This window comes from Konateibacter massiliensis (genome assembly GCF_900184995.1).
GTDB lineage: Bacteria > Bacillota > Clostridia > Lachnospirales > Lachnospiraceae > Lachnotalea > Lachnotalea massiliensis.
The window spans coordinates 2,838,236-2,863,774 of the sequence record NZ_LT860099.1 but is presented as its reverse complement, the minus strand read 5'-3'; the positions used below and the strand labels follow the sequence as shown (position 1 = coordinate 2,863,774).

The 25,539-nt window shown below is 38.0% G+C and carries 22 protein-coding genes; all 22 read right to left on the bottom strand.

What is annotated here, in order from left to right:
* Positions 1-4: 4 nt before the first annotated feature.
* Positions 5-2,284 carry a CRISPR-associated helicase/endonuclease Cas3 gene (locus CTY48_RS18670; RefSeq protein ID WP_099469954.1) on the bottom strand — a complete coding sequence of 760 codons (2,280 nt, stop codon included), beginning with the start codon at positions 2,282-2,284 and terminating at the stop codon, positions 5-7.
* Between the two features lie 93 nt (positions 2,285-2,377).
* The gene (cas5, locus tag CTY48_RS18665) at positions 2,378-3,466 is read right to left on the bottom strand and encodes a CRISPR-associated protein Cas5 (protein WP_099469953.1); all 1,089 of its coding nucleotides are present in this window, start codon (positions 3,464-3,466) and stop codon (positions 2,378-2,380) included.
* Between the two features lie 26 nt (positions 3,467-3,492).
* Positions 3,493-4,377, bottom strand: a complete 885-nt coding sequence (cas7i, locus tag CTY48_RS18660; RefSeq protein ID WP_099469952.1) for a type I-B CRISPR-associated protein Cas7/Cst2/DevR — start codon at positions 4,375-4,377, stop codon at positions 3,493-3,495.
* A 1-nt stretch (position 4,378) separates the two neighbouring features.
* Positions 4,379-5,815 carry a type I CRISPR-associated protein Cas8a1/Csx8 gene (cas8a1, locus tag CTY48_RS18655; RefSeq protein ID WP_236355027.1) on the bottom strand — a complete coding sequence of 479 codons (1,437 nt, stop codon included), beginning with the start codon at positions 5,813-5,815 and terminating at the stop codon, positions 4,379-4,381.
* A 24-nt stretch (positions 5,816-5,839) separates the two neighbouring features.
* On the bottom strand, positions 5,840-6,571 hold the full coding sequence (gene cas6, locus CTY48_RS18650) for a CRISPR-associated endoribonuclease Cas6 (RefSeq protein ID WP_180272783.1): 732 nt from the start codon (positions 6,569-6,571) through the stop codon (positions 5,840-5,842).
* A gap of 358 nt (positions 6,572-6,929) precedes the next feature.
* Positions 6,930-7,523, bottom strand: a complete 594-nt coding sequence (locus tag CTY48_RS18645; protein WP_099469949.1) for a hypothetical protein — start codon at positions 7,521-7,523, stop codon at positions 6,930-6,932.
* A 334-nt stretch (positions 7,524-7,857) separates the two neighbouring features.
* Positions 7,858-8,289 (bottom strand): dUTP diphosphatase, encoded by a 432-nt coding sequence (locus CTY48_RS18640; protein WP_099469948.1) that lies wholly within the window; start codon positions 8,287-8,289, stop codon positions 7,858-7,860.
* Complete coding sequence (nrdG, locus tag CTY48_RS18635; RefSeq protein ID WP_099469947.1) at positions 8,286-8,789, bottom strand: anaerobic ribonucleoside-triphosphate reductase activating protein; 504 nt, start codon at positions 8,787-8,789, stop codon at positions 8,286-8,288. The genes CTY48_RS18640 and nrdG overlap by 4 nt, the downstream gene beginning before the upstream one ends.
* Positions 8,790-8,823: 34 nt before the next feature.
* Positions 8,824-10,941 carry an anaerobic ribonucleoside-triphosphate reductase gene (nrdD, locus tag CTY48_RS18630; RefSeq protein WP_180272782.1) on the bottom strand — a complete coding sequence of 706 codons (2,118 nt, stop codon included), beginning with the start codon at positions 10,939-10,941 and terminating at the stop codon, positions 8,824-8,826.
* 148 nt (positions 10,942-11,089) lie between these two features.
* Positions 11,090-11,914 carry a L,D-transpeptidase family protein gene (locus tag CTY48_RS18625; protein WP_099469945.1) on the bottom strand — a complete coding sequence of 275 codons (825 nt, stop codon included), beginning with the start codon at positions 11,912-11,914 and terminating at the stop codon, positions 11,090-11,092.
* A 385-nt stretch (positions 11,915-12,299) separates the two neighbouring features.
* Complete coding sequence (locus CTY48_RS18620) at positions 12,300-13,304, bottom strand: LacI family DNA-binding transcriptional regulator (RefSeq protein WP_099469944.1); 1,005 nt, start codon at positions 13,302-13,304, stop codon at positions 12,300-12,302.
* Between the two features lie 44 nt (positions 13,305-13,348).
* Entirely contained in the window at positions 13,349-14,185 is an 837-nt protein-coding gene (locus tag CTY48_RS18615; RefSeq protein ID WP_099469943.1) for a sugar phosphate isomerase/epimerase family protein, read from the bottom strand.
* Between the two features lie 11 nt (positions 14,186-14,196).
* The gene (locus CTY48_RS18610) at positions 14,197-15,759 is read right to left on the bottom strand and encodes a glycoside hydrolase family 28 protein (RefSeq protein ID WP_099469942.1); all 1,563 of its coding nucleotides are present in this window, start codon (positions 15,757-15,759) and stop codon (positions 14,197-14,199) included.
* A 226-nt stretch (positions 15,760-15,985) separates the two neighbouring features.
* Positions 15,986-16,843, bottom strand: a complete 858-nt coding sequence (locus tag CTY48_RS18605; RefSeq protein WP_099469941.1) for a carbohydrate ABC transporter permease — start codon at positions 16,841-16,843, stop codon at positions 15,986-15,988.
* 6 nt (positions 16,844-16,849) lie between these two features.
* Complete coding sequence (locus CTY48_RS18600; protein ID WP_099469940.1) at positions 16,850-17,785, bottom strand: carbohydrate ABC transporter permease; 936 nt, start codon at positions 17,783-17,785, stop codon at positions 16,850-16,852.
* A 29-nt stretch (positions 17,786-17,814) separates the two neighbouring features.
* Positions 17,815-18,906 (bottom strand): glycoside hydrolase family 88/105 protein, encoded by a 1,092-nt coding sequence (locus tag CTY48_RS18595; RefSeq protein WP_236355026.1) that lies wholly within the window; start codon positions 18,904-18,906, stop codon positions 17,815-17,817.
* An 88-nt stretch (positions 18,907-18,994) separates the two neighbouring features.
* Entirely contained in the window at positions 18,995-20,386 is a 1,392-nt protein-coding gene (locus tag CTY48_RS18590) for an ABC transporter substrate-binding protein (protein ID WP_099470222.1), read from the bottom strand.
* Positions 20,387-20,832: 446 nt separating this feature from the next.
* Positions 20,833-21,366 carry a cyclic nucleotide-binding domain-containing protein gene (locus tag CTY48_RS18585; RefSeq protein WP_099469939.1) on the bottom strand — a complete coding sequence of 178 codons (534 nt, stop codon included), beginning with the start codon at positions 21,364-21,366 and terminating at the stop codon, positions 20,833-20,835.
* Between the two features lie 49 nt (positions 21,367-21,415).
* Positions 21,416-22,852 (bottom strand): pyruvate kinase, encoded by a 1,437-nt coding sequence (pyk, locus tag CTY48_RS18580; RefSeq protein ID WP_099469938.1) that lies wholly within the window; start codon positions 22,850-22,852, stop codon positions 21,416-21,418.
* A gap of 127 nt (positions 22,853-22,979) precedes the next feature.
* On the bottom strand, positions 22,980-23,792 hold the full coding sequence (locus tag CTY48_RS18575) for a rhomboid family intramembrane serine protease (protein ID WP_099469937.1): 813 nt from the start codon (positions 23,790-23,792) through the stop codon (positions 22,980-22,982).
* A 28-nt stretch (positions 23,793-23,820) separates the two neighbouring features.
* A complete protein-coding gene (locus CTY48_RS18570; RefSeq protein ID WP_099469936.1) occupies positions 23,821-24,762 on the bottom strand; it encodes a magnesium transporter CorA family protein in 942 nt (313 codons plus the stop codon).
* A gap of 283 nt (positions 24,763-25,045) precedes the next feature.
* The gene (locus CTY48_RS18565) at positions 25,046-25,303 is read right to left on the bottom strand and encodes a LysM peptidoglycan-binding domain-containing protein (protein WP_099469935.1); all 258 of its coding nucleotides are present in this window, start codon (positions 25,301-25,303) and stop codon (positions 25,046-25,048) included.
* Positions 25,304-25,539 lie beyond the last annotated feature (236 nt).

The following is a 25,539-nucleotide window of genomic DNA, read 5'->3' as shown; positions in this document are numbered from 1 at the left end:
CCTCCTACAACATATATGCTGAAAGATTTTGGGTGTCGAATTTTTTTTGATAAAATCCTTTTTTATCATCTCCATAATGGCATTCCATAACAGGTATGGCTTCATATTTATTTAACTTAATATCTATTAATTTGTCTGCCTTCCCAGCTTTTATTGCTTTTATATACGCAGCGTAGTAACCATAAGGTATTGAGACACACATGTCTCTTATTTCACTTATAAGTCTCACATGTTCCACACTACCTGACTTAGTGTTCTTTAACTCTGTTAGCGTTTCGTCTATTTTCTCTTTGTTCTTTTCGTAAATAGGGCTTGGCATAATATCGACGGAAAAAATATCCCTTATTTTTGCATCGCTTTTACTTTCTGCTGCAATAACTTTAAGTTCATCAAAAACCTCATTATATTTTTTTATAAATCCAGTCTCATCAACTGTTTCTACCGTATATGTCTTGTTAATTAACTCCATTTTTTCGCTTTCACTCAAATAACGACCTTCCATGATATCCTCTATTCCAAGTAAAGCCTTCTTAGATATCTCAAACATATCCTCGTCGTAAATGCCCCTTCCCTTTTTGCAGTAAATAAAGCAATTGACTTCTTCAATCGGTTTTAGCCCTTGGCGATTACATCTTCCCAATCTTTGAAGCAGAGATGACAATTCTTGCAATTCAGTAAATAAATAGTCAAAGTCAATATCCAAACTAGCTTCTACCAATGAAGTAGAGATCCAGATTCCCTCTCCTACGTGCACATTTCCCTTTTCATCTACACTCTTTCCGAATTTCCTGATTGCTTCTTCCAGTTCAATTCTTTCCCCCTTAATAAATCGGGAATGCAATACATTTATTTTTTCATCATTTCCCATCCTATCCTTCAACTCATTATACAATTCCTGAGCTTTCATTATGGTATTACATACCACTAAAATTTTATTGCTTTTTCCTGCACTTTTGTTTTTAAGAAACTGATTATATATGTCTTCTGCATTTATTTCTTTTTCTAAAAGCTTCACCTTATGTCTTTTTACCTCATCATCAATATATTCTTTCACTTCGATTTGCAAGAAATCTAACATGTTTAGTATATAAGGTGGCAAGGTAGCCGTTATAATAGCAAATTTTCCTCCCATTTTATGTATTAACTGTAGTCCATAAATAAGGCACGCTAATACTCTTGGCTCATACATTTGAATCTCATCTATAACAATTTTAGAATATGCTAAGGTAACCAATTTCATTTCATATCCTGGATATCGAAAAGCACAGTCAAATATCTGATCCATTGTGCATACTGTTAGAGGCATTGAAAGCTCTCTGCTTCGTTTAGCGTATTCGATTAAATCGCTGTCCTCGTGCTCATTGATATTCTCATTTTTTTCCCAAATATTATTTTCATTTTTCAAATAATATTCCCTTGTATCAGAATGTAATAACGCCAATCGATGAACTGTATCCTTTTTACATATGATTTCCTCATTAATCCGGTCATACATAGAATTGATTGCTGTTCGAACGGGTAATACAAAAAAACCTTTATTATCACCTATCCAATGTAGCCCCGCTTCTGTTTTTCCCATTCCGGTCTGTGCAACCACAATAATATTCTCTTCTGTTTTATCCATACAATCCTTTTGTAGTTTTTTCCATTCAAATGTCGGCAGACCATTCTCTTGATTACTTTGCTGTTTTGTCTCCTTAAATTTTTGAAGACATTCTTTTAGAAAATCGTTTTTGTATTCTACAACTGTCTCTGCACTGGCACTATAATCGCATTTATGTAATAGTCCTTTAATCCATACTGTATTTGGTTCAGCCCTTTTTTCTACATCAAACACCTTATTCCTAACATCTCGAAACCGCCTAATTTCATAAATTTCATTTTGAAATGGTTCCATTAATTCATCTACCAGCGTTTTTTCTTCGCTTAATACTTGGAATACATCTTTACAATAATTATGATGATATCCCACCACATAAAGCATTCTATAATAATCCATTGGCTTTTCGTAATCTTTCGGATTAATAAACAGCATAGAAAGTACATTATGTGGTATTTCTTTCTCCCTCATCATTTTGATTTCTTTTTCTGAATTAACTCTAATCTGAAAAGGTTCATTTACTTTGCCGCAATCGTGACGCAAGCAAGCTTCCTTTGTCATATTATATATATACTCATTCGGAATTAAGCCAAGCGCTCTTATAATTTCTAATCGCTCTATTAGATCCCTGCTATGTCTCGCAATTGTTTTGTTAGACTTTGCGTTATACTTATCCCAATCCATATTATTTATGCCCCTCTCTTATCTTCTGTTCTTTTACTATTATGATTAGGGTGTCAAACTTTCAACTTCGGTTTCTTTGGCACCCTAATCCTATTACAAAAAGTTAACAATATATGTCTCTTCCCCATCATAATCCATGTACAAATTATTTGTCGTATCATATATCGCAACTTCCGATGCATATAACACCTTTACTTTTTTAAATATCCGTCTCCCTTCCGGCTTATCATATTTTTTGTTTATAAGGTATTTTGTTCCAATTATTTTTCGTTTTTCTCCATCTTTTGTAAAAATCTTATTTTGGTTTGAAAGAATAAGGTTTAAATCATAATATCCGGCATACTTACTTACTTCTTCTTCCTCCCTAAGTTCATCACTTAACTCCACCATTTTTGCTTCTCCAACTGAAACAAAGTCCTCACTTCTTCCTAAAGCTTTTAACTCATAAATATTATCAAGAATATCCTCCAAAATGTCATCTTCTGCTTTGACATGGATGATTAAATTAACATCATCCAATACTTCATAATATTTCAGAGAAGTCGTTAAAGAACGAAAATTTGAAATTGGCTTTTCATAATTTTCTTCTTTATATGTCTTTAACCTAGAATTAATCTCTTTTTCTAGATTTTTAATCTCCTGTTCCCTAGCTGTAAGACGTTCAAATTCTATTGTCCCTCTTTTAAATTGCTTCTTCTTAATAGATAAGTTCGCCTTTCTTTTCTTTATCAAACCTAATACAGGCTCTATTCTTTCCTTCTTAAATTGATCAATTGATACTGCAAGCTTTTTTAGCTGCTGGTATTCTGTTAATAGTTCTCTATTATGCACCAAAACAGTAGTTTCATTTGCAAAGCTATTTCCTTGGGGCTTTAATGCATCCGCAACCCTTTGATAACTCGTTGAAAGCATGCTTGCATTATTCATTTTCACCAATTTACCCCTATCGTCCATTATCGAATTTAGAAAGCAATAATCCGTATATGATTCCCTATGCATAGAACCATACCTTCCCTGAACGCTAATATCCATTTCATGATAGTCTGTATACCCGCAAATTCCATGTAATGCACCAATAATCGTAGATAAGGGTGGTAATGGATATGTCATTTTATTATATATTGTTTCTTCTTTTCGGTAATTTGCACTGTTTTGGTGCAAAATTATTCTCAATGCTCTCATTAGCTGCCTCCTTTCCAATTCTTGATTTAGCAGCCGTAATACTCATTTATCTGTTTTTTTAGTACTTCAAAAAACTGAGGCATTGCTATAGGATTTAATTTTTGAATAATTTCATTCTCGTTTTCAAAATTCATCCCCTTGAGAAGTCCTGCCTGAAAGCCCTCCTCTTTCCTTTTGATTAAATCTTCCGAAACCTCCACCTTGTTTTCTTTAACTCTTACAAGATTTTCAAAATAATGCGTCTTCCTTTCTGACAATCCACCTACTATGAATAACGGCTCCGCATTGTCCAGATTCCCCTTTACTATCAATGATAGATTTTCTATCGCAGTCAAAATACTATTTACTCTAATCGCCTTTTCTTCTGATGAAGCTTCCTCTGCTTCAAAATTATTATCCTTACCTATCATCTGCAAATCAATTGTAATACTATAAACTTTTAGTGACTTATCATATTCATATTGATATGGCATCAACCCTGTTTCCTTGGCATTGGCTTGGAGGTTTATCTTATTGGAGGCTGCATAATTACTTGCCAAATATAAATTATTGTGAAATCTACTCTCATTTACAAAGCTTTCACAAGAAACTGCATCCGTCAGATAAAACGAGCTTTTTCGTATATATGTATTCCCTTTTGTGCTCATATATCCACCTTCTAATGCACGGTTGTTTGATACATTCACTTCTTCATTTACCAATTTCTGTGTTGCTCCATCCACCTGTGTCTGCAAATCATCATACATACCACTTTGAACCATAATTGCATTTTTTAAGCTCTCTCTACTTCTCATACTATAAGTCTTGCCATTGCGAAACACTTTTTGTACACTCGATACATTTCCCAAATTTTCTGAATAGTTTGATGTCATATTAGCCACAGCCGTTAAAGTTAATGCATTTTTTCCCATATTAAATTCCTCCCTTTTCTACATCTCTTAATTTTGTTCTCTCTTCGTTCTTGTACAATGAATTAATAAAAGCACATGCTATATCTCTATTTCCCTCAAAATCCTCAAACAAACCATATGCAAAATCAAACTGCATATCTGCATAATTACCTAATTGTAACAAAATCTCACAAAACCGGTTATAATCCTTAAATACCAATGCACTGGTTAACTTGTTCCGATAACTTGAAACTTTATTGTCCGGTAGTTTAGCAACGATTTCCTTCGCACTTGCATAAGCACTATTCATTCCTTTATTCATTTGGCCATTACCTCCCTCTAATTTATTATTTTGCATAATCTCCTGTCTGATAAGTATGTTTACAGTTAATAGGTTATCTACTAAATATCGATATCGTCCTTCTTCATTTAAATTATTTTTTAGAAGCCAATCGATAAAATCATCCAGCAATAACATATTAAGAATAGAGTCTGTTACCTTTTCGTTCACATTGATATAATAATCGTCTGTTACCTTAATAGAAATGCAGAATATAGAGTAATTCTTTATTTTCCTGAATATCCTTATGCTACTCTTTCTTACATATAATGTTTCAAAAAAGTCCTTTTCCCTATCTTTTAATATAACCTCAACATCATAGTCAATAAAATCAGCTGCTTCAATTAACGCTTTAAAAAATGCTCTACGTACATCTTTGTTTCCTGTTTTATCATCAACATACGCTTCCTTCACATATTTTTTCAATCGCTCATTCGTTCCAATTAAATCTTCAATTGTTGAGTTATCATTGATAAACAGTGCTTCCCTTCCAATTGTAAAGCCCGCTGGAACAAAATCATATAGCGCATTATCTTGTCCCACAAATGAGTTCATGTCAAACTGATATCCTATTGATTTTCCTTTTTTCCCTGAATCAATATAATATCCGTTCAATCGGCAAATCGTCTGCGCTTCATTTAACAACTGATTAGGATTACAGAAGTTTTTATATAGATTACTCTTATTTCTAAATGTTTCTTTGATAATAATAGCTCTATTCTCTTCTAATAACTGTTTAATCAGCTCAACATTCTTTCCATCAAACTTAATTTTTCCATATACTTTTTTTAAAACGGTATTTGCGGTTAGCTTCTCGTTAATTGCCTTAATCTCTTCCTCTGAAAACTCTTCTCGTTTTAGCCTTTTTAAAATTTCCATATGGTGCATATCTTCTGAAAAATAGTACTCAACAAACTTTAGAAATCCTTCTTCCGTAATATCTTCCTTGTTATAATAAAGTACATCATCTTCGGCTTCTTCTATTTCATCAGTATTTTCATGATAATAATATTCTTTTCGTTGATCCTTTAAATACCTAACAAGTCCTAGCAATGCCGCCGAAGTTCGCCAATCTGCAGCTTCCAATTTTGAATTAAACTTTCCTTTTTTACCATTCAAAGTCACTCCTCCTTCCTAACAATTTTAATCTGCCACCTGAATCATTCCGAATCCTATTGAACGACGAGAACCGATTCCATTTTGATAAAAATGCTGAAGTAGCAGAGAAGGTCCATGCAGTTCAAACATTCCAACTGTTGCATCAATGTAGCAAGCATAATGTTCTACCACAATCTTTTTGCACTGAATCGGTATAAATTTGATCTGCTCTACATCTTCTTCTAAAAATCCCGCTTCCTTCGCCTGCCTTTTAAGTGCCTCCGTTGTCACTGCTGAAAATTCATTATCAACAACGCTATAATATCTGTCCTTGTTCGTTTCTCTATTGTGCTCACGAATACAAACGGGGCTTCCCACAGCGGTTTTGAATAAAGCTTTTTCTTTTGTAATAATTCTTTCTTTTAGTTGGCTAACATTTTTTAATACCATAGAATTTGAATTTGGTAACGGAAATTCTTTATGCTTCTGCCCCATAAACGCTGAGTACAATATAAACCCCGTTCCATCTACATTGTCTGTTGATACAATAAGCTTGATTTCATTATCACCCAATATTATTTGATCTTTCTTATATTGAGGTTGGTGCATTACTAAATGCCACGTATAGTTCTTTTGGCAAGTATCTTTGTAAAATCTGTCAAAATATTTACCTTCATTCGCTTCTGTTAGACTCTTCTTGAAGAAGCTGGCAATACATTTTCTGAAATCTTTGTGTAAATAATTTCCTTGTAAATAAAAATCTAAACAAAATTTCATTTTATATCCCCCCTTTCTTAGCATCATTTTATATTAATCTCCATTATTTGTCAATACTATTTTATCATAATTTAATATTATATTAAACATATAAATCTACGTGGTGTTTAATAAATATTTTTTTTTTAATTTTTTATTTGCAAGAATGTCTAAAATATATTAAACTAGATTTGCACTATTATAATTATTTTTTACCCCAGTTTATGTTTATCTCCAAATTGGAATGTAAAACGTAGCTTTAAATGTTTTATACTTTATTACACAAGTCGTCCCATACTGGAACCCATTATCAAAAAAGACCAAAATCTACCATAGTCAGATTTTGGTCTTTTTACTACCCTATCTACTTATTCCCCCCCTACAACAAAGCATCCACCGAGCCCCCCACAACACTTCCGGCACCCGCATCGCTCACTCCAAATCCATCACACACCACATCTATCCCCACATTCGTTGTCACACCTGCATTCCCCTGCGTTCCAACACTGTCACCATCTCTTTCATTCTTACGAAATACCCCCGGTGCATTCAGAGCATCCACGACCTCTTTCCTCATACGGCTATTTCTCTTACGGTTCAGCTCCCTCTCCAATTTTGCCTCTTGTCTCCTATTATTCGCGCTCTTCGCAATCTTTCGGTTATTTTCAATCGTCTGCTCTCTGGTCAGGGCTTGACGCTTCATATTTGCTTTTTGAATGACATATTTCATCTGTCGGACCGCCTGCTCGCCGCCCTCCTGGTTTTTCATTGCCGGTATCTGTGCTCTTAGGGTACGCTCTATGGCACTTACCTGCGACTTCGTTCTGGCATTTGCAAGCTGTGCCAATGCCCGTGCAGGGTTAAAGCTCCTCTTTATCGTAATGCTTCCGCTCTTTTTTGTCGTGCTGCTTATATTTTTTTGTATCTTTCCATAGCTTCCTGTTATCACTGCCTTCATACTTGTTATATTCATAACTCTTCCTCCTGCTCCATCCTTGGAACCAAACCTTTCACTCCTTGTGCCTTGCTGTCTCCCTCAAATGCCCAAATTATTCCCGTACATTCTTATATAGGTATATTTCGGCTATATCCACAGTTTTATTAATACACTAAAGAAAAGAATATGCCTAGCATATTCTCGTACCAAGCGAAGTCGGTGCAGCGGCATATATCCTTTAGACGAAGCAACTACCTCTTCTCTTCGAAGTGCACACAAATAGTTTCTGATATCATAAGAAATTCAAAAAACTTTCCTCCTGATATCAAAAAAACGACCACCTCTCGGCAGTCGTCCTCATTCTCGTTAACTAATTCTTTCCTGTACTTCCTATTCCGCCTCTATCATCATTTCCCAAAGCTTCCACGATGTTAAACTCAATGTCTGGCTGATGTTCCATAATACGGAACTGGCAAATTCGGTCATTTACCTCGATAACGGTATCCCGGAGGGCATATGCCGGAAAATACCATTGATCATTGTCACCGCAATAGGTCTCGTCCACAACGCCCATGGAATTGGTCTGAATCACGCCAAAATTCTTATAAGTTGAGCTTCTCGGCACGATATGCGCCTCATAGCCCTTTGGAAGTTCCATTGCTACTCCAAGAGGAATTAGCTTAAATTCTCCCGCCTTCAGTTGTACTTTCTCTGCTGCTCTAAGATCAATCCAATCACCCTTTGCAATTTTTTCAACCTTTTCGATTTCCTCTGTAAAATATTTGATTCTTATGTCTTTCATCGTCTCTCCATTCTGTCATGCAGTATAATCTGCCCGCTCTCTCGTGTTTTCTTTACATCAATAACTTTCTGGTTCGCGCTTCCTTTCCAGTGAAGTTGTTCATCCCTTTTGTCTAATTCAAATTTACCGTCTACTACTACATCCAAACTCTTTACAATGCCCCAATCCTTGATTGCATCCCACTCATAGCCTGTATAGAGCCATATTGTTTTCTTCGGATACTTTGCTTTGATTTCCTCTGCAAGCTCCCTGACCGCTTCCCTGTTATTCTCATGCAGGGGGTCTCCTCCGCTAAATGTAATACCTGATATATAGTTTTTGTCAAGCTCCGCAAATATTTCTTTTTTTGCCGCCTCGTCAAACAAAAGTCCTCCATTGGCATCCCATGTGATGGGATTATGGCAGCCCTTACAGCCATGACTGCATCCTGCCGTCCACAAAACAACTCGCAGCCCGTCGCCGTTTAACATATCGTCTTTTGTAATATTATGATAGTTCATCCCATACCTCCGCTTTAGTGATTACCAATCCTGGCTACATAGATTTTCTTTCTGCAATTTCAGCCATTTTCGCATCATTGAGCCTCGTATCACCTTTTACTCTGGAATAGGAGAGGTATCCATTCATTCGGTCAATCTTCGTCAGGTTTTTGCTTCCGCACTTCGGGCAAACATCCATCTCAAGCTCCTGATGTCCGCAATCATCACAGTAAGCCAATGACAGATTGACACCCTCGTAAAAACCCATTGCCATAGCGCGGCGAATCAAGGTTCTGATTGCCTCTGTGTTGTAGTTAATCGGATATTTCACATATTGTATTTTCCCACCGTTTGACAGTTCCCAGAAACGATATTCCTTATCCTGTTTTTCAATCGGTGTGATCTCTTCCGTAACGTGACAGTGGAAGCCGTTGCTTACATATTCTCTGTCCGATACATTTTCCACAATTCCGTATTTCTTGCGGAACTGCTGCACCTGAAGACCGCATAAATTCTCTGCCGGAGTTGCATATATCGCATACAATCTACCGTCTGCCTTTTTAAACTCATCAATTTTCTTATTGATATGCTCCAGTACCTCCAACGCAAACTGCCCATCCTCCACAAGCGATTTCTTATTGTGGAGCTGCTGCAATTCATTCAATGCCGTAATGCCAAAGGAAGCCGTTGCTGTTTTTAAAATCGGTTTAATTTTATCATGAATATCAAGATGTCCGCAGTAGAAGCCGCCCTCGCAGTAAGCAAGCGGATTCGTGGAAGCCTTCATCTCTCCTAAATAGTCATAGGTTCTCAAATGCAGGTTTCGAATCAGCTCTAGATAGTAGTCAAGCACCTGATAAAATTCCTTGCTCTCCTGCTTCGCCCTTGCATAAATCATCGGCAGATGCAGGCTCACTACACCGATGTTAAAGCGACCGACAAATACCGGTCTGTCATTCTCATCCTTCGGCTCCATTCCGCCCTCCTTGTACCAAGGAGAAAGAAATGCGCGGCATCCCATCGGGCTGATAATTTCGCCATATTTTTTGTACATGCTGGCAATATAGCCTTCTCCGGTCAGGCTCAGCCAATCCGGATACATCGTCTTGGAAGAGCATTCCACTCCTGCCTCAAATACATCCTCCAGCTCTTTGCCTTCCCCGTGAAGATTCTCATCATATAGAAATACGATTTTAGGAAAAAGTACCGGCTTTTTACAGTTTTTCTTACCCTGGCCGTTTTTTCTCACCTTGAGCATCGTAACACTTGCAAGCTTTGCAAATCTGCCTCTTCCTGTTCCGACTGTAACAGTGATAAACGGATAGTCGCCACGGCTCGAAGCCACCGTGTTAAACTTGTATTCCCAACCTTGGAAGCCCTGCTCAAAATCATTTAAAACATCCGCCCATGCTTCTTTTTCCGCCGCTTCCTGGCTCAATCCCATTCTCATATATTTCTGGGTGAACATATCAAAGGATTTTTCTGCATAAGGCTCTAAAATCAAATCCGCACTTGGCACGGTGAAGCCGCCATACTGCTGACTTGCAGCACTTAAGACAATATCACCGATAACGTCAAATGCTACATTTAAGGTCTTGGGCTCGTTGTACCAGAGATTTCCCATCTCAAAGCCGCCCTCCAAAACTGATTTTACATCGAACAGACAGCAGTTCATCGTGTCTCTTCTTGCTGACATATCATGCACATACAAATATCCGTCCCTGCATGCTTGAATTTCCTCTGTCGTCATAAAAAACTTCTGATACAGCTCTTTGTTTAACTGATTAAAAATCAGGCTTCGTTTGGTCGATACCAGTGCACTGTCCGTGTTGGAATTCTCTTTATCGCCAATGTACATAATAGACTGACTCTTTTTATATACCTCGTCCAACATATGAACGAAATCCTGCTTATAATTTCGATAGTCGCGGTAGCTCTGGGCAACGGTGCGATTTACCCTTTCCAAGGCGCTTTCAACAATATTATGCATCTGGGATATTTGTATTTCCTCCAATCCCATCGCATCCGCTTTTTCTTCGACAAATTTGCAAATAAAGCCCAATTCTTCATCGGTAAACTTAATCAAGGCTCTGTAGGCAGATTTATTGACTGCAACTACCACCTTTTGTATATTAAATTCTTCCTTTGTACCGTCCTTTTTGACTACAACCATCGCGACATCCCTCACTTCTGATAATTTTATCTTTTTCGTTATATATACTATATTTTGTGTTGTTTTTATTCACAAACACTATATGATGTGTTTTCTAAAAACATTTTATCATTTATTATATCTTCCGTCAAGATAACTTTAGAGCCATTTATGGGTAAATAACAATCCGGGTTCCGACTGCACAAGACTCCCACAGTACGTCCATTACCTCATCCTCCACCGCAATGCAGCCTAATGTCCAATCATTGCTGCTGCCATGTCCGTGTATCATAATTTCGCCGCCAAGTGCCGTATTCCACGGAGGACATTCCCCGTTTAAAATTGCACTCTCAATTTTGTCGTAGGTGCTCTGATCAATCAATCCGCTTTCAAGCCCCGCCTTCGCATCTTCTATATTCGGGTAAGACACTCCCAAAGACAGGTAAAACTTGCTGTATTGGTTCCTCGCACAAACATAATATTCTCCCTCCGGTGTCTTTTTATCTCCCTCTTTTTCCTTTTTTCCCTCCGGCTTTTTTCCAAGTCCGATGGGATAGGTTTCGGCCAGCTCCCCGTTTTGCCATAGCTCGAGCTTTCTGTCTGCCTTATATACAAGAATTTTCGTCTCCATATCACTTGTCGCCTCCGCTTCGCTATCGTTCTGCCCTGCTGCCTCTGATATCTGTGTGCTCTCAGTATCTTGCATTTGGTCTTCTGCCTTTTGTTCTTCTGTCTCTTGTTCCTCTGCCTCTTTCGCATTTGGTTGGACTTCATCCTCCCAAGTCACATCTTGTACTGCTTTGGAGGAAGACTTCTCTTGCTCTTGTTCCGTTGCCGTTTCATCTGCTGAGGTACTCTCCTGCTGATTCTCTGCATTTCTTTCCTGTTCACTCTCCACCTTATTTCCCTGAACCGCATCAAAGTCACTCTGCCCACATCCCGCTACCATCAGACACGCCAACAGCAATATAATTATCCCTTTATTCCGCTTCATAATCAAAACTCTCCTTTTTGCATTTCCTTACCACTCATCTTACCTTATTGGCTCTTCATTTACAATACTTCCATCTTACTATTGTTAATGCAAAGCAGCCATTCAATCATGCCATTCATAATGTGCCAGAATATGCAAATACGCCAAGTATCTTACTAAATGATTGGCACATTATTCATGTAGGGCGTTCGCCCTATAGAAATAATTACGCAAAATTTTCTTAAAGTGCAAGCACTTACGATAAATTTTGCGTAATCATTTCTGCATGGCTGAACTGTCACAGCAAAAAAAGCCTATATTTGAAAGAGGCAAAGAGCTATTTCTCTCCAATCTTTCTGATAGGCTTATTTTATCTTACAATATTAAGTTAAAGGCTTGCTGGTAACTATTCTGCCTTTCCTGCGCGGATATCCTTTACCGTATCTCGTATAATCAACTGGGTATCAAGGTAAATGCGCTCACAGGAGGTATCTCCCTCCTCAATCTTTTTTAACAACACTTCGGTTCCTGTCTGTGCAATCTTAAGCATGTTTCTCTCCACCGTGGTTAGCTGCATATCCGAGAATCTGGAAGCATCCAGATTATCAAAACCGACTAAGGAAACATCCTCCGGCACTGACAAGCCTGCCTCCAAAATCGCCTTTCTCGCACCGTGCGCCATCTCATCGTTGAAGCATAGAATTGCGGTTGGCTTATGTACCAGCAGCTCTTTGGCTGCCAGATAACCGCTGTTGAAACGGTAATTTCCGACCGCAATTGGCATACTCTTTGGGTCTAATCCGCAGTATTCTACAGCCTGAACCCACCCTCTATGCCTGGCTCTCGTGGAGTCCAGCGTCTGAGTTGATTCAATAATTGCAATGTTTCTATGTCCATTATCCAGCAAAAATTCCATTGCTTTTTTCATTCCCTGTGCCTCATCTGTCAAGACATTTGACACCCCATAATAAACAGGGCGGTTGATTACAACCAACGGTATTTTCTTTGCAATCGCTTCCTCTATGAAAGCAGAATCACTTGTCCGCTGGCTCAGTATAATAAGTCCGTCAAATATGGCTGGATTTAAGGTATTCTCCTCCTGCATATCAATACCTTTGACAATGACGCTGTATTGACTGCCAATTGCCGAATATATGCCTGATACCACATCATGAAGTACATATGGAGAGGTTTCTTTGCTGATAGTCGAGAAAAACAAACCTAACGTATGCGCTTTCGAAAGCTTCAGATTAATCGCCGCCTGATTGGGAACATAGCCGTCCTCCTTGGCAATCTTCATAATCAATTCTTTCTTTTCCGATTTGACATTTTCTCCGCCGTTTAAAGCTCTCGACACGGTGGAATAAGAAACTCCTGCTTTTTTTGCTATATCCTTTATTGTAACTGCCATTCCCATTCTCCTACCTGATTTTTATTTAGACAGCCATTTCCGTTTTATAGATTGTCCCATATTTCCTGAATATACTTTCTTGCCTTTACCGCATTTTCCGGATTGGTGTCCTCCAAGGTTGCATGTATATATGGTTTATCCTTCTTCATAAAACGAAGTAAATTCTCGTAATTCATAATTCCTGTACCTGCTGCAATCGAAACCAAATCATCTTCCCCTACAACAAAATCCTTGATATGAACAACTGCCGTCGCTTCCCCCAGCAACTCAATTGCTTCGGCTATAACAGCCTCTCTATTTTCATAATTCTCCATACCAAGCAGGTTGACAGGGTCCAGTATAATCTGAAGATTTGGAGACTGTATCGCATCCAAAACTTGACGCGCTCTCTTCGGACTGTATACAATATGCCTTAATACCGGCTCAATCGCCACGATGACTCCCATCTTTTCTGCATATTCTACAATTGGTTTCAAGTTTGTGATAAAAGTCTGAAGAGCTTCCTCACTTCTGCATTCCGGCACCGGCTTATACTCTGTATTTGGTGCACCGGTTTCTGTTCCGACCACACCACATCCTAAAATAGAAGCAAAACGGATATTTGCCATATAGGTCTCCACTGTCTTTTTAAGCTCCGCCTCATCCGGTGTGGCAAGATTTAGATAGCATCCCAATACCGCCACATCAATGTTGTTTTTTGCAAATAAATTTTTAAGATACATCGCAAGTCCCGGAGTTAAAGCAGTATTTTCTGCTGAGTACTCGGAAATCACCTTCTTGAGTGCCACATGCGCACACTTAAATCCCTGTTTGTTTATATTTGCAAGTCTTTCCTCCAACGGCAGTTCGACTGCATCATGTAATCTTATTCCTAACTGCATAAACCTTCCTCCTAATTTTTCTCTAATTGATTAACGTTTACAATATTTTCAAGTATAAACGGCTCTCCATCCTGACCTTTTACTTCTACATTCTGAATAACCAGTTTGTCAATATTATTCGCATATACTCCCATCCTGCTGCACGGTTCAATTCCATCCAGCATTTCCGGAACATCCTTTTTACAATTGTCTGCAAATTCAAAAGAAATATCCTTAAGCTCTATCTCCTCAATCTTTTGCTCCGGCAGACCGTAAAAATATGCCGCTGCCACATGGCAGTTTTTGCACTTGATATTTCGGAAGGATAATTTTTTAATCTGCGGTGTCCTCTCATCTACCGGAAGCACCTCTTTCGTCCATACATATTTCGTATGTCCATCGGGATCGCAGAAATAAAAGCAATTCAATACAAGCGGTGACATGACATGGTCCATCAAAATATTTTCAAAAACAATTCCATCAATGATGGCATCTTTTCCTCTGCCTCGTCTTGTCTTAATTCTAAGCCCTCTGTCTGTATTCACAAAACGGCAGTCACGAACAGTCAGGTTTTTAACGCCTCCTGCCATCTCGCTTCCGATTGTGACAGCACCATGCCCGTTCTGCATCAGACATTGCTTAATCAAAATATTCTCTGACGGTGTCTTATGCTTTCTTCCCATATAAATTTTCCCCGACTTAACCGCAATACAATCGTCTCCCAAGGAAAACTGTACGCCGATAATCGATACGTTTTTACAGGATTCCGGATCCAAGCCGTCCGTATTCGGAGAATCCTGTGGATTTTCTACCTTTAAATCAATGAATTTCAAATCATTGCTGAAATACGGATGAATGTTCCATGACGGGCTGTTTTGAAACTTAATTCCCTGTATGCTAACCTGCTCACAATGGTTCAAGAACAGCATTCTGGGACGAAAAGCTCCTCTCATCACCTTTGCATTATACCACCAATTATCATAGCTTGCATTACCGTCAATCACACCCTCACCATATAGGGTAATATTCTTAGCATTGATACCGGTCACGATCCCCGCAAACATCGGAAGCGGATTTCCCTCCCATGTGCCTAGATTATACTCGTCTGTCTCATCATAGCTCTCAATCAAGCCCTCTAGCTTCGGAAATTTGTCCCTGTCTGTTTCGGCTGAGATAACTGCATTTTTGGCAAGCTCAATATTGATATCACTTTTCAAAAAGAGACTCGTGACCTTGTAGGTTCCTTCCGGAATAAGGACTCTGCTGTTTGCAGGGCAAGCCATGATTGCCGCCTGAATAAAGCCGGTATCATCACTTACACCATCTCCCTTTGCTCCCATGTCCTTTACGTTCAAAGTGACAAACTCATAATCTGTCGTAAATTCCAGTATTTCAGCTTCCTCTCTCCCCTTCACTTCCAGCTTGTATGGGGTATTCGGAGTTAAGTTAAATACGCTGTTTACAACCTTATTTGTAACTTCCGGCTTTTCTCCGTTGACACAAATCACATACTCCCGATCTGTGAAAACAATGCCTCCGTCTTCTATTTCAAACGATATGCTTCGTGCTGTTTTCATTAATAAATTAAGCTTCATACTTTTCCACCTGCTAAATAAATATTTTGACGTAAATAACTCCCAGTAAATTATATCACAAGAATTATGTTTTACTAAATTAATTTTAATATTTCACACTATTTTTGACAAAATGGGACATAGCACTTGCTACATCCCATCTTCTTTTTTTCTATATATTTCTGTAATCTAATACTATTCTCTTATTGAGCGCAAAGTGTGAGCCAAGCTCCCACCTTCTTATTCATTAACCCTTTACACCGCCTGCTGAAATACCGTCAACGAAAGTACTCTGAGCCATAAAGAACACAACAAGTGAAGGAACGATGGAAATCAATGAAGTAGCAAGTACTCGGTTCCAATCAAATCCCGTATCTGCGTCCATGGAAAGCTTAACGAAGATAGCTGCAGGATATTTTGCCGGTGTGGATACATAAAGCAATGGTCCCATAAAGTCATTTGATGACCACATAAACTGGAATAATGCACAAGACACCATCGCAGGCTTTAACATTGGTACAATAATTTTCCATAATGTCTGCACAACATTACATCCGTCAATCTTAGCCGCTTCCTCCAACTCTTTCGGAACATTTCGAAGGAACTGAATAAGCATGAATACAAAATACGTATCTGTTGCAAACAGTGTAGGCACGATGATTGGTAAGTATAAACTAGAGTCTACCCAACCAAAGTTGTTAAATAAAATATACTGTGGAACATTCAATACTACCTGTGGCAAGAACAAAGTTGACATTAAAAGTGCAAACAACAAATCTCTGCCTTTAAACTTAAATCTTCCAAAACCGTATGCTGTAATTGTCGCGGAGATTACCGTAAATACAACCTTCGGAATAACATAGGAATATGTATTCACCATAGATTTAATCAGGTTAATATCACCGCCGTAGCTCTTCATAGCTGCTTTATATCCATCCAGTGTAGGATTTGCCGGTATAAAACCAATTCCGCTGAAGATTTCATTATTACTCTTAAAGGTCGCACCAAGCATCCAGATAAGTGGATACACCATGATAAGACCAACCAAAATTAATACAAAATATCGAAAAAATGTGCTGATATATTTTTGCTTACCTAATTCCATTATCTTCTACCTCCCCTCATCATCTGCGTAATATACCCAACGCTTCTGACTGACAAACGCAATTACGGTAAGTACCATTACAATAATAAACATCAGCCAAGCCATCGCACTCGCCATACCCATTTCATAACTCTTGAACGCGTTATTGTAAACAAGTAAGGAAACCAGTGTTGTGGAATTTCTCGGTCCACCCTTTGTGATGATGTATGGTCCGTTGAACTCCTGGAACGCCTGACACAGCTGTGTTACAAGGTTGTAGAAAATAACGGGTGTGATAAGCGGAACAGTAATGCTAAAGAACTGTCTCCATTTTCCTGCACCGTCAATTGCTGCTGCTTCATATAAGTCTCCGGAAACACCTTTCAATGCTGCAAGGAAAATTACCATCGCAGAACCGAACTGCCATACTCTTAAGAGACAAATAATAAACAGCGCATAGGAAGGATCAGACAGCCAGTTTGGTCCGTTTATACCAAAGTAGCTTAAAAGGGTGTTGATAAGACCCTCATCTCTAAATACCGCTTTCCAAAGAACTGCGATTGCTACAGAGCCACCTAAAATAGAAGGAATATAGTACGCCGTTCTAAACAGGTTAACACCTTTAATCTTAAAGTTCAAAATATACGCAATAAATAATGCCGCTGTCAATTTTAGCGGAACTGTAATAAAGGAATATTTGAATGTTACTCCAAACGCCTTCATAATTTTATTATCTGAAAAAATATCAGTGTAATTCATCAATCCGACTTGTGTAATGCCGTCAAATAGATGATAATCTGTAAAACTGTAAACCAAAGATGAACCAAACGGAATCAGTTTAAATATAAGAAAACCTATTAACCAAGGGAGAATGAAAAAGAAACCTGTGTTTTCTTTTACAAACTTCTTAAACCCTTTCTTCTTTGTAGGTGCTACCGTAGTAGCATTAGCTTGTTTCGCCATTATAAATCCTCCTTATTTCAACGTGTGCATTACGCTTGTTTCAGCAATAGCATCTGAGCATATGCCATCATAAAAGCACCTGAACCCTTATGGTCATCACACACGATCGGCTCTGAAAAATAATATTCTAAGCTTCCGTCACGCTCGTCTTTCGGACCAAGTCCTGCCACCGAACAAATTTGGCTTAGTTTTGGAACATTATCTTCTTCAATCAACATACGATCAATAATTGAATTTAGAATTTCTTCTCCAACGCTTTGATATTTCTCTTTTGAAAGTACCCCAAGCCTACATCCCTTCATAATTGCATATGCAACCATTACCGAGCCTGAAGTCTCCAAGTAGTTACCCTCTATGTCACCTTTATCAATCACTTGATAAAATAATTTGCTTTCTTTATCCTGATACTGTAAAATTCCTTTCACAGCCTCTTTGAAAATATCTTCCAATACTTTATACTGCTCAAATATCTCTTTTGACATCACATCCATCGTGTCTACTAAAGACATCAAATACCAACCCATTGCCCTCAACCAGAAGTTAGGAGACTTTCCTGTTTCTCTGTCTGCCCATATCTGGATTTTTGCCTCATCATAAGCATGACAATATAATGCTTTTTCATCATCATAAATATATTCTCTAACATTCTTAAACTGATTTATAATGTCATCGTAATGCTCTTTGTTTTCATATCTTGTTTCATATTCCATATAAAATGGCTGTGCCATATACAAACCATCCAACCAAATCTGATTCGGATAAATCGCTTTATGCCAAAAACTGCCGCATTGTGTACGTGGGTGATCTCTAAGCTGATCCATTAAGTTTTCAATTGCTTGTCTGTATTTTTCCTCTTTTGTCTCATCGTATAAGAAGAATAATACTTTACCAGTATGTATACTGTCAATGTTATAATTCTCTTTTTCAAAATGATTGATGCTTCCATCATCATTAATAAATTTTTTCATGTACTCAATTATAAAATTCTTGTACATATCCTTCCCTGTCACCTTATATAATTGAACACATCCCAGTAAAACACAACCATCTTCATAATTCCAGTCAGACTTTGCATTTTCAAAGTGGGCTAAATGATATTCTACATATTGGTCAAACTTCATAATTTTCTCCTTATCTTTAAACATGTCGCCGGAAACCGAAGTATCCGGCGACATATTTGGTTTATAAATATATCAATCCGTGCTAGGATTATTTAGCTAAAACTGCGTTTACTCCATCAATTAAAGTAGTTGTAGCTTCGTCAACACTATAATCACCATAGCTTAATCCCTGCATAGCGTCATAGTATGTGCCGTCTGGGTTGTTCTTTAACTTAGCATCCTCAAAAGTAGGATCCAATGAGAATTTTGTCCAAGCAAGAATTTTTCCGTTTGCTTCTGCTACTGTTGCATCTAATAAGTCGTTGTCTGTACAAATCTTTAATGCTGCTGTACTTAGAGGAATTCCTCTCTCAGAAGCCATAATCTTGATACCTTCTTCTTCATTTAATAAGAAGTTGATTAATTTAGCACAAGCTTCTTTGTTAGCTGCTGATTCAGAAATTGCAAATCCTAAAGAAACTTTTGTAAATCCACCCTGATACTCGCCTAAGTCTGTTAAGTAGTCACCAACAACAAATTCCTGTCCTTCGTTTAATGCTGACTGGAATTTAGAAGCTGAAGAGTCCCACTCAAAGATACCAGCATAGATGCCGCCCATCCACTTAGGGTTCTTGTCAAGAGAGTCTGCACCGTCGCCAGTGATTGTCTCAATAGAAGGAATTACATGTGAATCTTCAAGAGACTGAATGAATTCTAAGCCTTCTTTTACTTCTGCTTCTGTGTACTGTAATTTACCGTCTTCTACCCAGTTCTTTCCGTATACGGACTCTAAGTAGCTAACCATGAAAATCATTCTGTCATACTCGCCTAAAGCAAGTGGATAATACTCATCACCTAAAGCAGTTTTGAAAGTCTCACCAGCTGCTTTTAAATCAGCTAAAGTAGTAGGAACTTCGATACCAGCCTTATCAAAGGTTGTCTTATTCCAGTAAAGGATTCTACCTGTCATAGATACAGGAATTGCCTGTAACTTGTCAGCCACTGTACATAAATCCAATTTTGTCTGATCAAACTGTGTCAAATCAATGATGTCTGAATACTGATTTAAATCAGCGAAAACACTTCCGTCTGAGCTAAAAGATGTAAGCCAGTTCCAGTTAATCTGTGTAACATCAGAACCTGTACCTGTAGCAAATCCAGTTGCCATCTTCTCTTCCCATCCGTCCCATGCACCGTAGTTTGTTTTAACTTCGATGTCTGGATTTAACTCCATGAACTTATCTACCGCTGCGATAGTAGCTTCATGTCTTGAATCACCACCCCACCATGAGAATGTGATTACTGTTTTTCCGTCTGCGGAAGTTGTGTCAGTTGCTGCTTCTTCTGTTTTTGCTGTATCAGCAGCCTCTGTTGTAGTGTCTGTTGTAGCTGTGGAGTCTGTTGCAGTTGATCCGCTGTTAGAAGATCCACAAGCAGCCAATGACAGTGCCATTGTTGATGCCATTAATAAGGCAACTAGTTTTTTAGCCTTTTTCATAATACTTATCTCTCCTTTAGTTTTCGTTGTTTTGCAAAGGTTTGCAATTTGTTTCAAAAAATAGGCACAAATGCTAAGGAATTAGAATTTAATTACTATTTCAATTAGTCATTCATGCTGTCTTTTCTTTACTTTTTTATGATAACATTACTGTTTTATATTGTCAACTGTGCATTTTAACATATGTGAGACTCAATTTTTGTGAATTTTGACAAGATATTTTCGTCATTTTGCAAACGTTTCTATTTCTCTATAATGCCTTACTTTCATTTAAAATACACTTATTTTCTTCTTGATAGAGTCTTATTCTCCCCATATTTTCTATCTTTTTAGACTTTTTTCTTTTATCTCTGCAATCGTTGTCATAAGGTATTTTATATCATAGAAAACCCCTATAATACAAGGATAACCGCCAAATGGTCAATCTGCCACCTGGCGGTATCATAAGCCTATACTATATTTAAGTTCATTTTATTGCTTAAATCGCTCAAAAATCGCATTACAAACACTGTATAATTCAAATCATTTTGAATCATGTCTTCCAGATCTTCTTCTTTCAGCAAATTGATTCTGGCATAGAGGGGATCTAATTTATAGAGTGTGGCGGATACCGGATCCGTCTTATTTAATTCATCAATTCCCGTCCTCACCTTATTTAAAAGGTTTATAAATATTTTAAAATACATATCAGGCGCCTTCATGATTAAGCTGTTGTAGGTACTTGTCTGTATTTGAAACAGCGTTGTATTATCCTCCAGTGCTTTCACCGTATACAGTCTTATAGCATCCTGAAGAATCGGGATTCCTCCGAAAAACTCTCCCGCCTTAATATAAGTGTTTGTATTTCTTACCTTCTCGATTACCTCTACTTCACCCTGCAATACAATACAGATTGTGGTATCTGTAGATTGTTCGTCTAAAATGATAGCGTTTTTCTTATATACTTTCGTCTTTCCGACCTTGTTCATTTCAGACAAGTTCATAAATATGCCTCCCAATTATAGGAATACTGTCCTGATTAAGGTATGGTACTTAGTCGATAACGCTTACACGCATCATATTACTTACTGCCCCGGCAGCCGCTTCCCTTGTAGGTGCCGGTGATCCTGCTGTCAATACAACCGTATCTCCTTTTTGTACATATCCTCTATCTTTAATAATATCAATTGCTCTTGCAATAATATCCTCTGTCGTTTCTTTTGCCTCTGACAGTATCGGTGTAACACCCCAGTAAATCTGCATTTTTCTTACTGTTTCTTCGTTTGGTGATATACCGACAATCGGAACACTTGGTCTAAAGCTGGATACCAGTCTTGCAGTAGCTCCTGATACAGTTGGGTTCACAATTAATTTCACATCCAGATTGTGTGAAATTGCCACGGTGGAATATCCGACTGCACTTTCAATGCCTTTCTTTCTATGCATTGCCTTATTCTGGATTAGTCTTTCATAATCTAAATGCTGCTCGGTTGATTTTGCTATCTGTACCATCATACGAATTGCTTCCAGAGGGTATTTACCTGCTGCTGTCTCACCGGAAAGCATAACAGCGTCTGTACCGTCATAGATAGCATTTGCAACGTCTGTCACTTCCGCTCTGGTCGGTCTTGGGTTTCTCATCATAGAATCTAACATCTGTGTCGCTGTGATAACCGGCTTGTACTGCTCGTTACACTTCTTGATAATCATCTTCTGCAGATAAGGAAGCTCATGCGCAGGGATCTCAACACCCAGATCACCTCTTGCTACCATGATTCCGTCAGAATATTTGATGATTTCATCAATATTTGCAATACCTTCTGCATTTTCAATTTTAGCAATAACCTGAATATGCTCTGCTTTATGCTCTTTTAAAATTTCTTTGATCTCTTTGATACAGTCTGCTGAACGGACGAAAGACGCTGCAATAAAATCAATTCCCTGGCCGATACCGAAAATAATATCTTCTTTATCTTTTTCTGTAATACCCGGAAGCTTAATCTGAACGTTCGGTACATTGACACCCTTTCTCATTCCAAGCTCGCCACCGTTTACAACTCTACATTTAATCTCTTTTCCTGCAATTTCAGTTACTTCAAATTCCAATAATCCGTCATCGACAAGAATCTTATTTCCTACCGATAAATCTTCTGCCAGGTTTGCATAGGTAATATGACTTCTTGTCTCATCACCAATGATTTCCTCACTTGTAAAGGTATAAGCGTCACCTTCTTTTAAGTTGACTTTTTCTTCGTTCTTTAACAGACCTGTTCTGATTTCAGGTCCCTTCGTATCAAGCAAAATTGCAAGCGGAATCTGTAACTCTGCTCTTAGGCTCTTAATCATGTCCATTCTGCCTTTTTGCTCTTCGTGGTCACCGTGTGAAAAGTTAAATCTGGCAATATCCATACCTTCTATGGCCAACGCTTTTAATAACTCTTTGTCATTTGTATTTGGTCCCATCGTGCAGATTATTTTTGTTTTTTTCATTTTTTTCCTCCTAAATTGGGCACACATTGTGCATTTATCATTAATGTTAAGTGACAGCATAAGTTTAGCCTCTTATAGTTTATTCTTAATTTTGTAAGCTTTATAAGAGGCGGTGTGTAAATTCTTACTATCTTTTTATGTGGGTATGTGTAAATAAATGATCCTGGCAATACTCATAGTTGCCGTCGCACTTGGAACAAAAACGAAATTCCAGCTCATCGCCGTCCTCTTCCGTCCGTCCGCATATAGCGCATTTATGCTTTGTAATCCCTTGCGGGCGTGAAGTAGCTTTTTTATATGCTTGCTTGCGATGTATTTCCTGCGGTGATATTCTTTTGAAGTTTCTCGTTGCAAAGAAAAAGATTAAAAAGTTTGCCATCGACAATGCAATACAAATTTTCGTGCTGAATGAGCCAATCAAAAACTCATAGGCAAAGAATGCTCCGTTTAGCCATGCCAGCCATTTGGCTTTTACCGGTATGACAAAAAACAGTAAAAACTGCATGTTTGGATAAGTTGCGGCAAAGGCAAAAAACAGAGAGAAGTTCAAATAATAGATATTGATATAAACACTGTCTCCATTTATGAAATATACTAAAAATGCTGCAAGTATATGTCCCAGTACCCCGACAAAAAAATACATATTAAACCGGAATGCACCCCATTGGTTTTCCAGATTGGTTCCTATCATATAATACAGATACAGTGCGATAATCGCAAACAGCAGCCCGCCGCTCGGTGCCTGTATCAGAAAGGTCAAAAGCCTCCATACCTGACCATGCAAAACCGCACGCACGTCAAGTGCCAGATATTGCAGATAAAGCCCCGGTGCAACGATATCCAGTACCGTTCCAATTCCGTATAAGATGATAATATAATACATGAGATTATGTATTGCATATTTACCATATTTACGTTCAAGCTTGTTCAAAAAGTTCATATTTCAATCGCCTTTCTACAAATCATACTTAAAACAGGTCCTTCTTCGCAAAGAACAGTGCCAGCATAATCGTAATTACAAGTGAAAATACAATTACATAGGCAAAGCCAAAGGGGCTTGACGCTCCCGGCATTCCGTCCGGATTTACGTTCATTCCGTAGAAGCTTGCTATCATGGTCGGTATTGACATACAGATTGTCACTGTCGCCAAAAACTTCATCACGATATTTAAGTTGTTGGAGATAACCGAGGCAAACGCATCCATTGTTCCGCTTAAGATACCGCTGTAAATTCCTGCCATCTCAATCGCCTGTTTATTCTCAACGATAACATCTTCCAGCAGCTCTCTGTCCTCCGGATATTGCTTGATGCTCTCCGTCTTTAGCAGCTTTTCCAAAACAACCTCATTAGATCGAAGCGATGTGGTAAAGTACACAAGGCTCTTTTCTAATTCCAAAAGTTCTATTAATTCTTCATTTTTTGTAGACATATGAAGCTTTCTTTCAATCACTTCACTCTTTTTGTCTATAATACGCAGGTAATGCAAAAACATGGTTGCATTTTTATATAACATCTGTAAGATGAATCTTGTCTTTTTATAGGTGTAAAAATTTCTGACTCTTCCGTCCATAAAGGCTCCGAGTACCGGCGTATCCTCCAGACAGATAGTGAAAATAACCTCATCCGTAAGTATGATAGCCAAAGGAATTGTAACATACCAATCCTTATTATTTCTCTCCTCAATAACAGGTATGTCAACCAAAACCATCGTATACCTGTCTTCCACTTCAATTCTTGAGCGTTCCTCCTCATCCAGAGATGCTCTCAAATGCTCTACATCAATGTTATACTGATTGGAAATATCTAATATTTCCGTTGCTGTAGGATCTGTCAATGCAACCCAGCAGCCTGGCTGAATCTCATTAACTTCCTGAATTCCTTCATCAATCGTTCTAAAAATTCTGATCATGGAATTTACTCCTTTCATCGTCTTATCGCTCTTCAGAATAAGACAATGTCCGTATATGCCGATTGTCTCATCCTAATTATCTGTTTAATTCTAAGTAATTATTCCCCGGACCCGGCAAACCTTCCATGATATTACACTTCCTTTCATCGTTCAATTTCTTGCAAAGAAGCTTCCACCAAAGTGAAAGCTTCCCCACATAAACTTTCTTATCGCTATCATTATAATTTCTGCATCCGTTTTTGTCAATCGGAAGTAAAACTTTTTACATTTGCTCACAAAAATTTTACTTTGCGAGCTCAACTTCTATTGCTTTCGGAATGCAGATTTCATCGTTTATCTGAAGATTATATACATTGATGTAAGGATTTGCCATAATTAAGTCAGATACACTTACGTTATACGCTCGGCTTAATTGATATAAACTATCCCCTTCCTTAATGACATAATAAAATCCCCGGCACCTGCAATTATTGATACAGTTATTGAGACAATTTGCATAGGCGCGGACATTGCCTATATTTGCATTTTCAGAATTATCCATAGACCGTTTCCCCTTTCTTTCTTCCTCATATAATATTCTTTTCCTTAAGAATTGGTACTATAAAAATATGTAGATATTTTTTCCAGATTGTGTTATTCTTATATCCATTATACAAATTTTGTATTTGTATTTACTTATTTAATGTCGTATAATAGTATCGGTATCTATATTTAGTGTCAAAACAATGCTTGACACTGCTTCTGATACAAGATGTATCCCTTTAGAGCTAGGAGGTA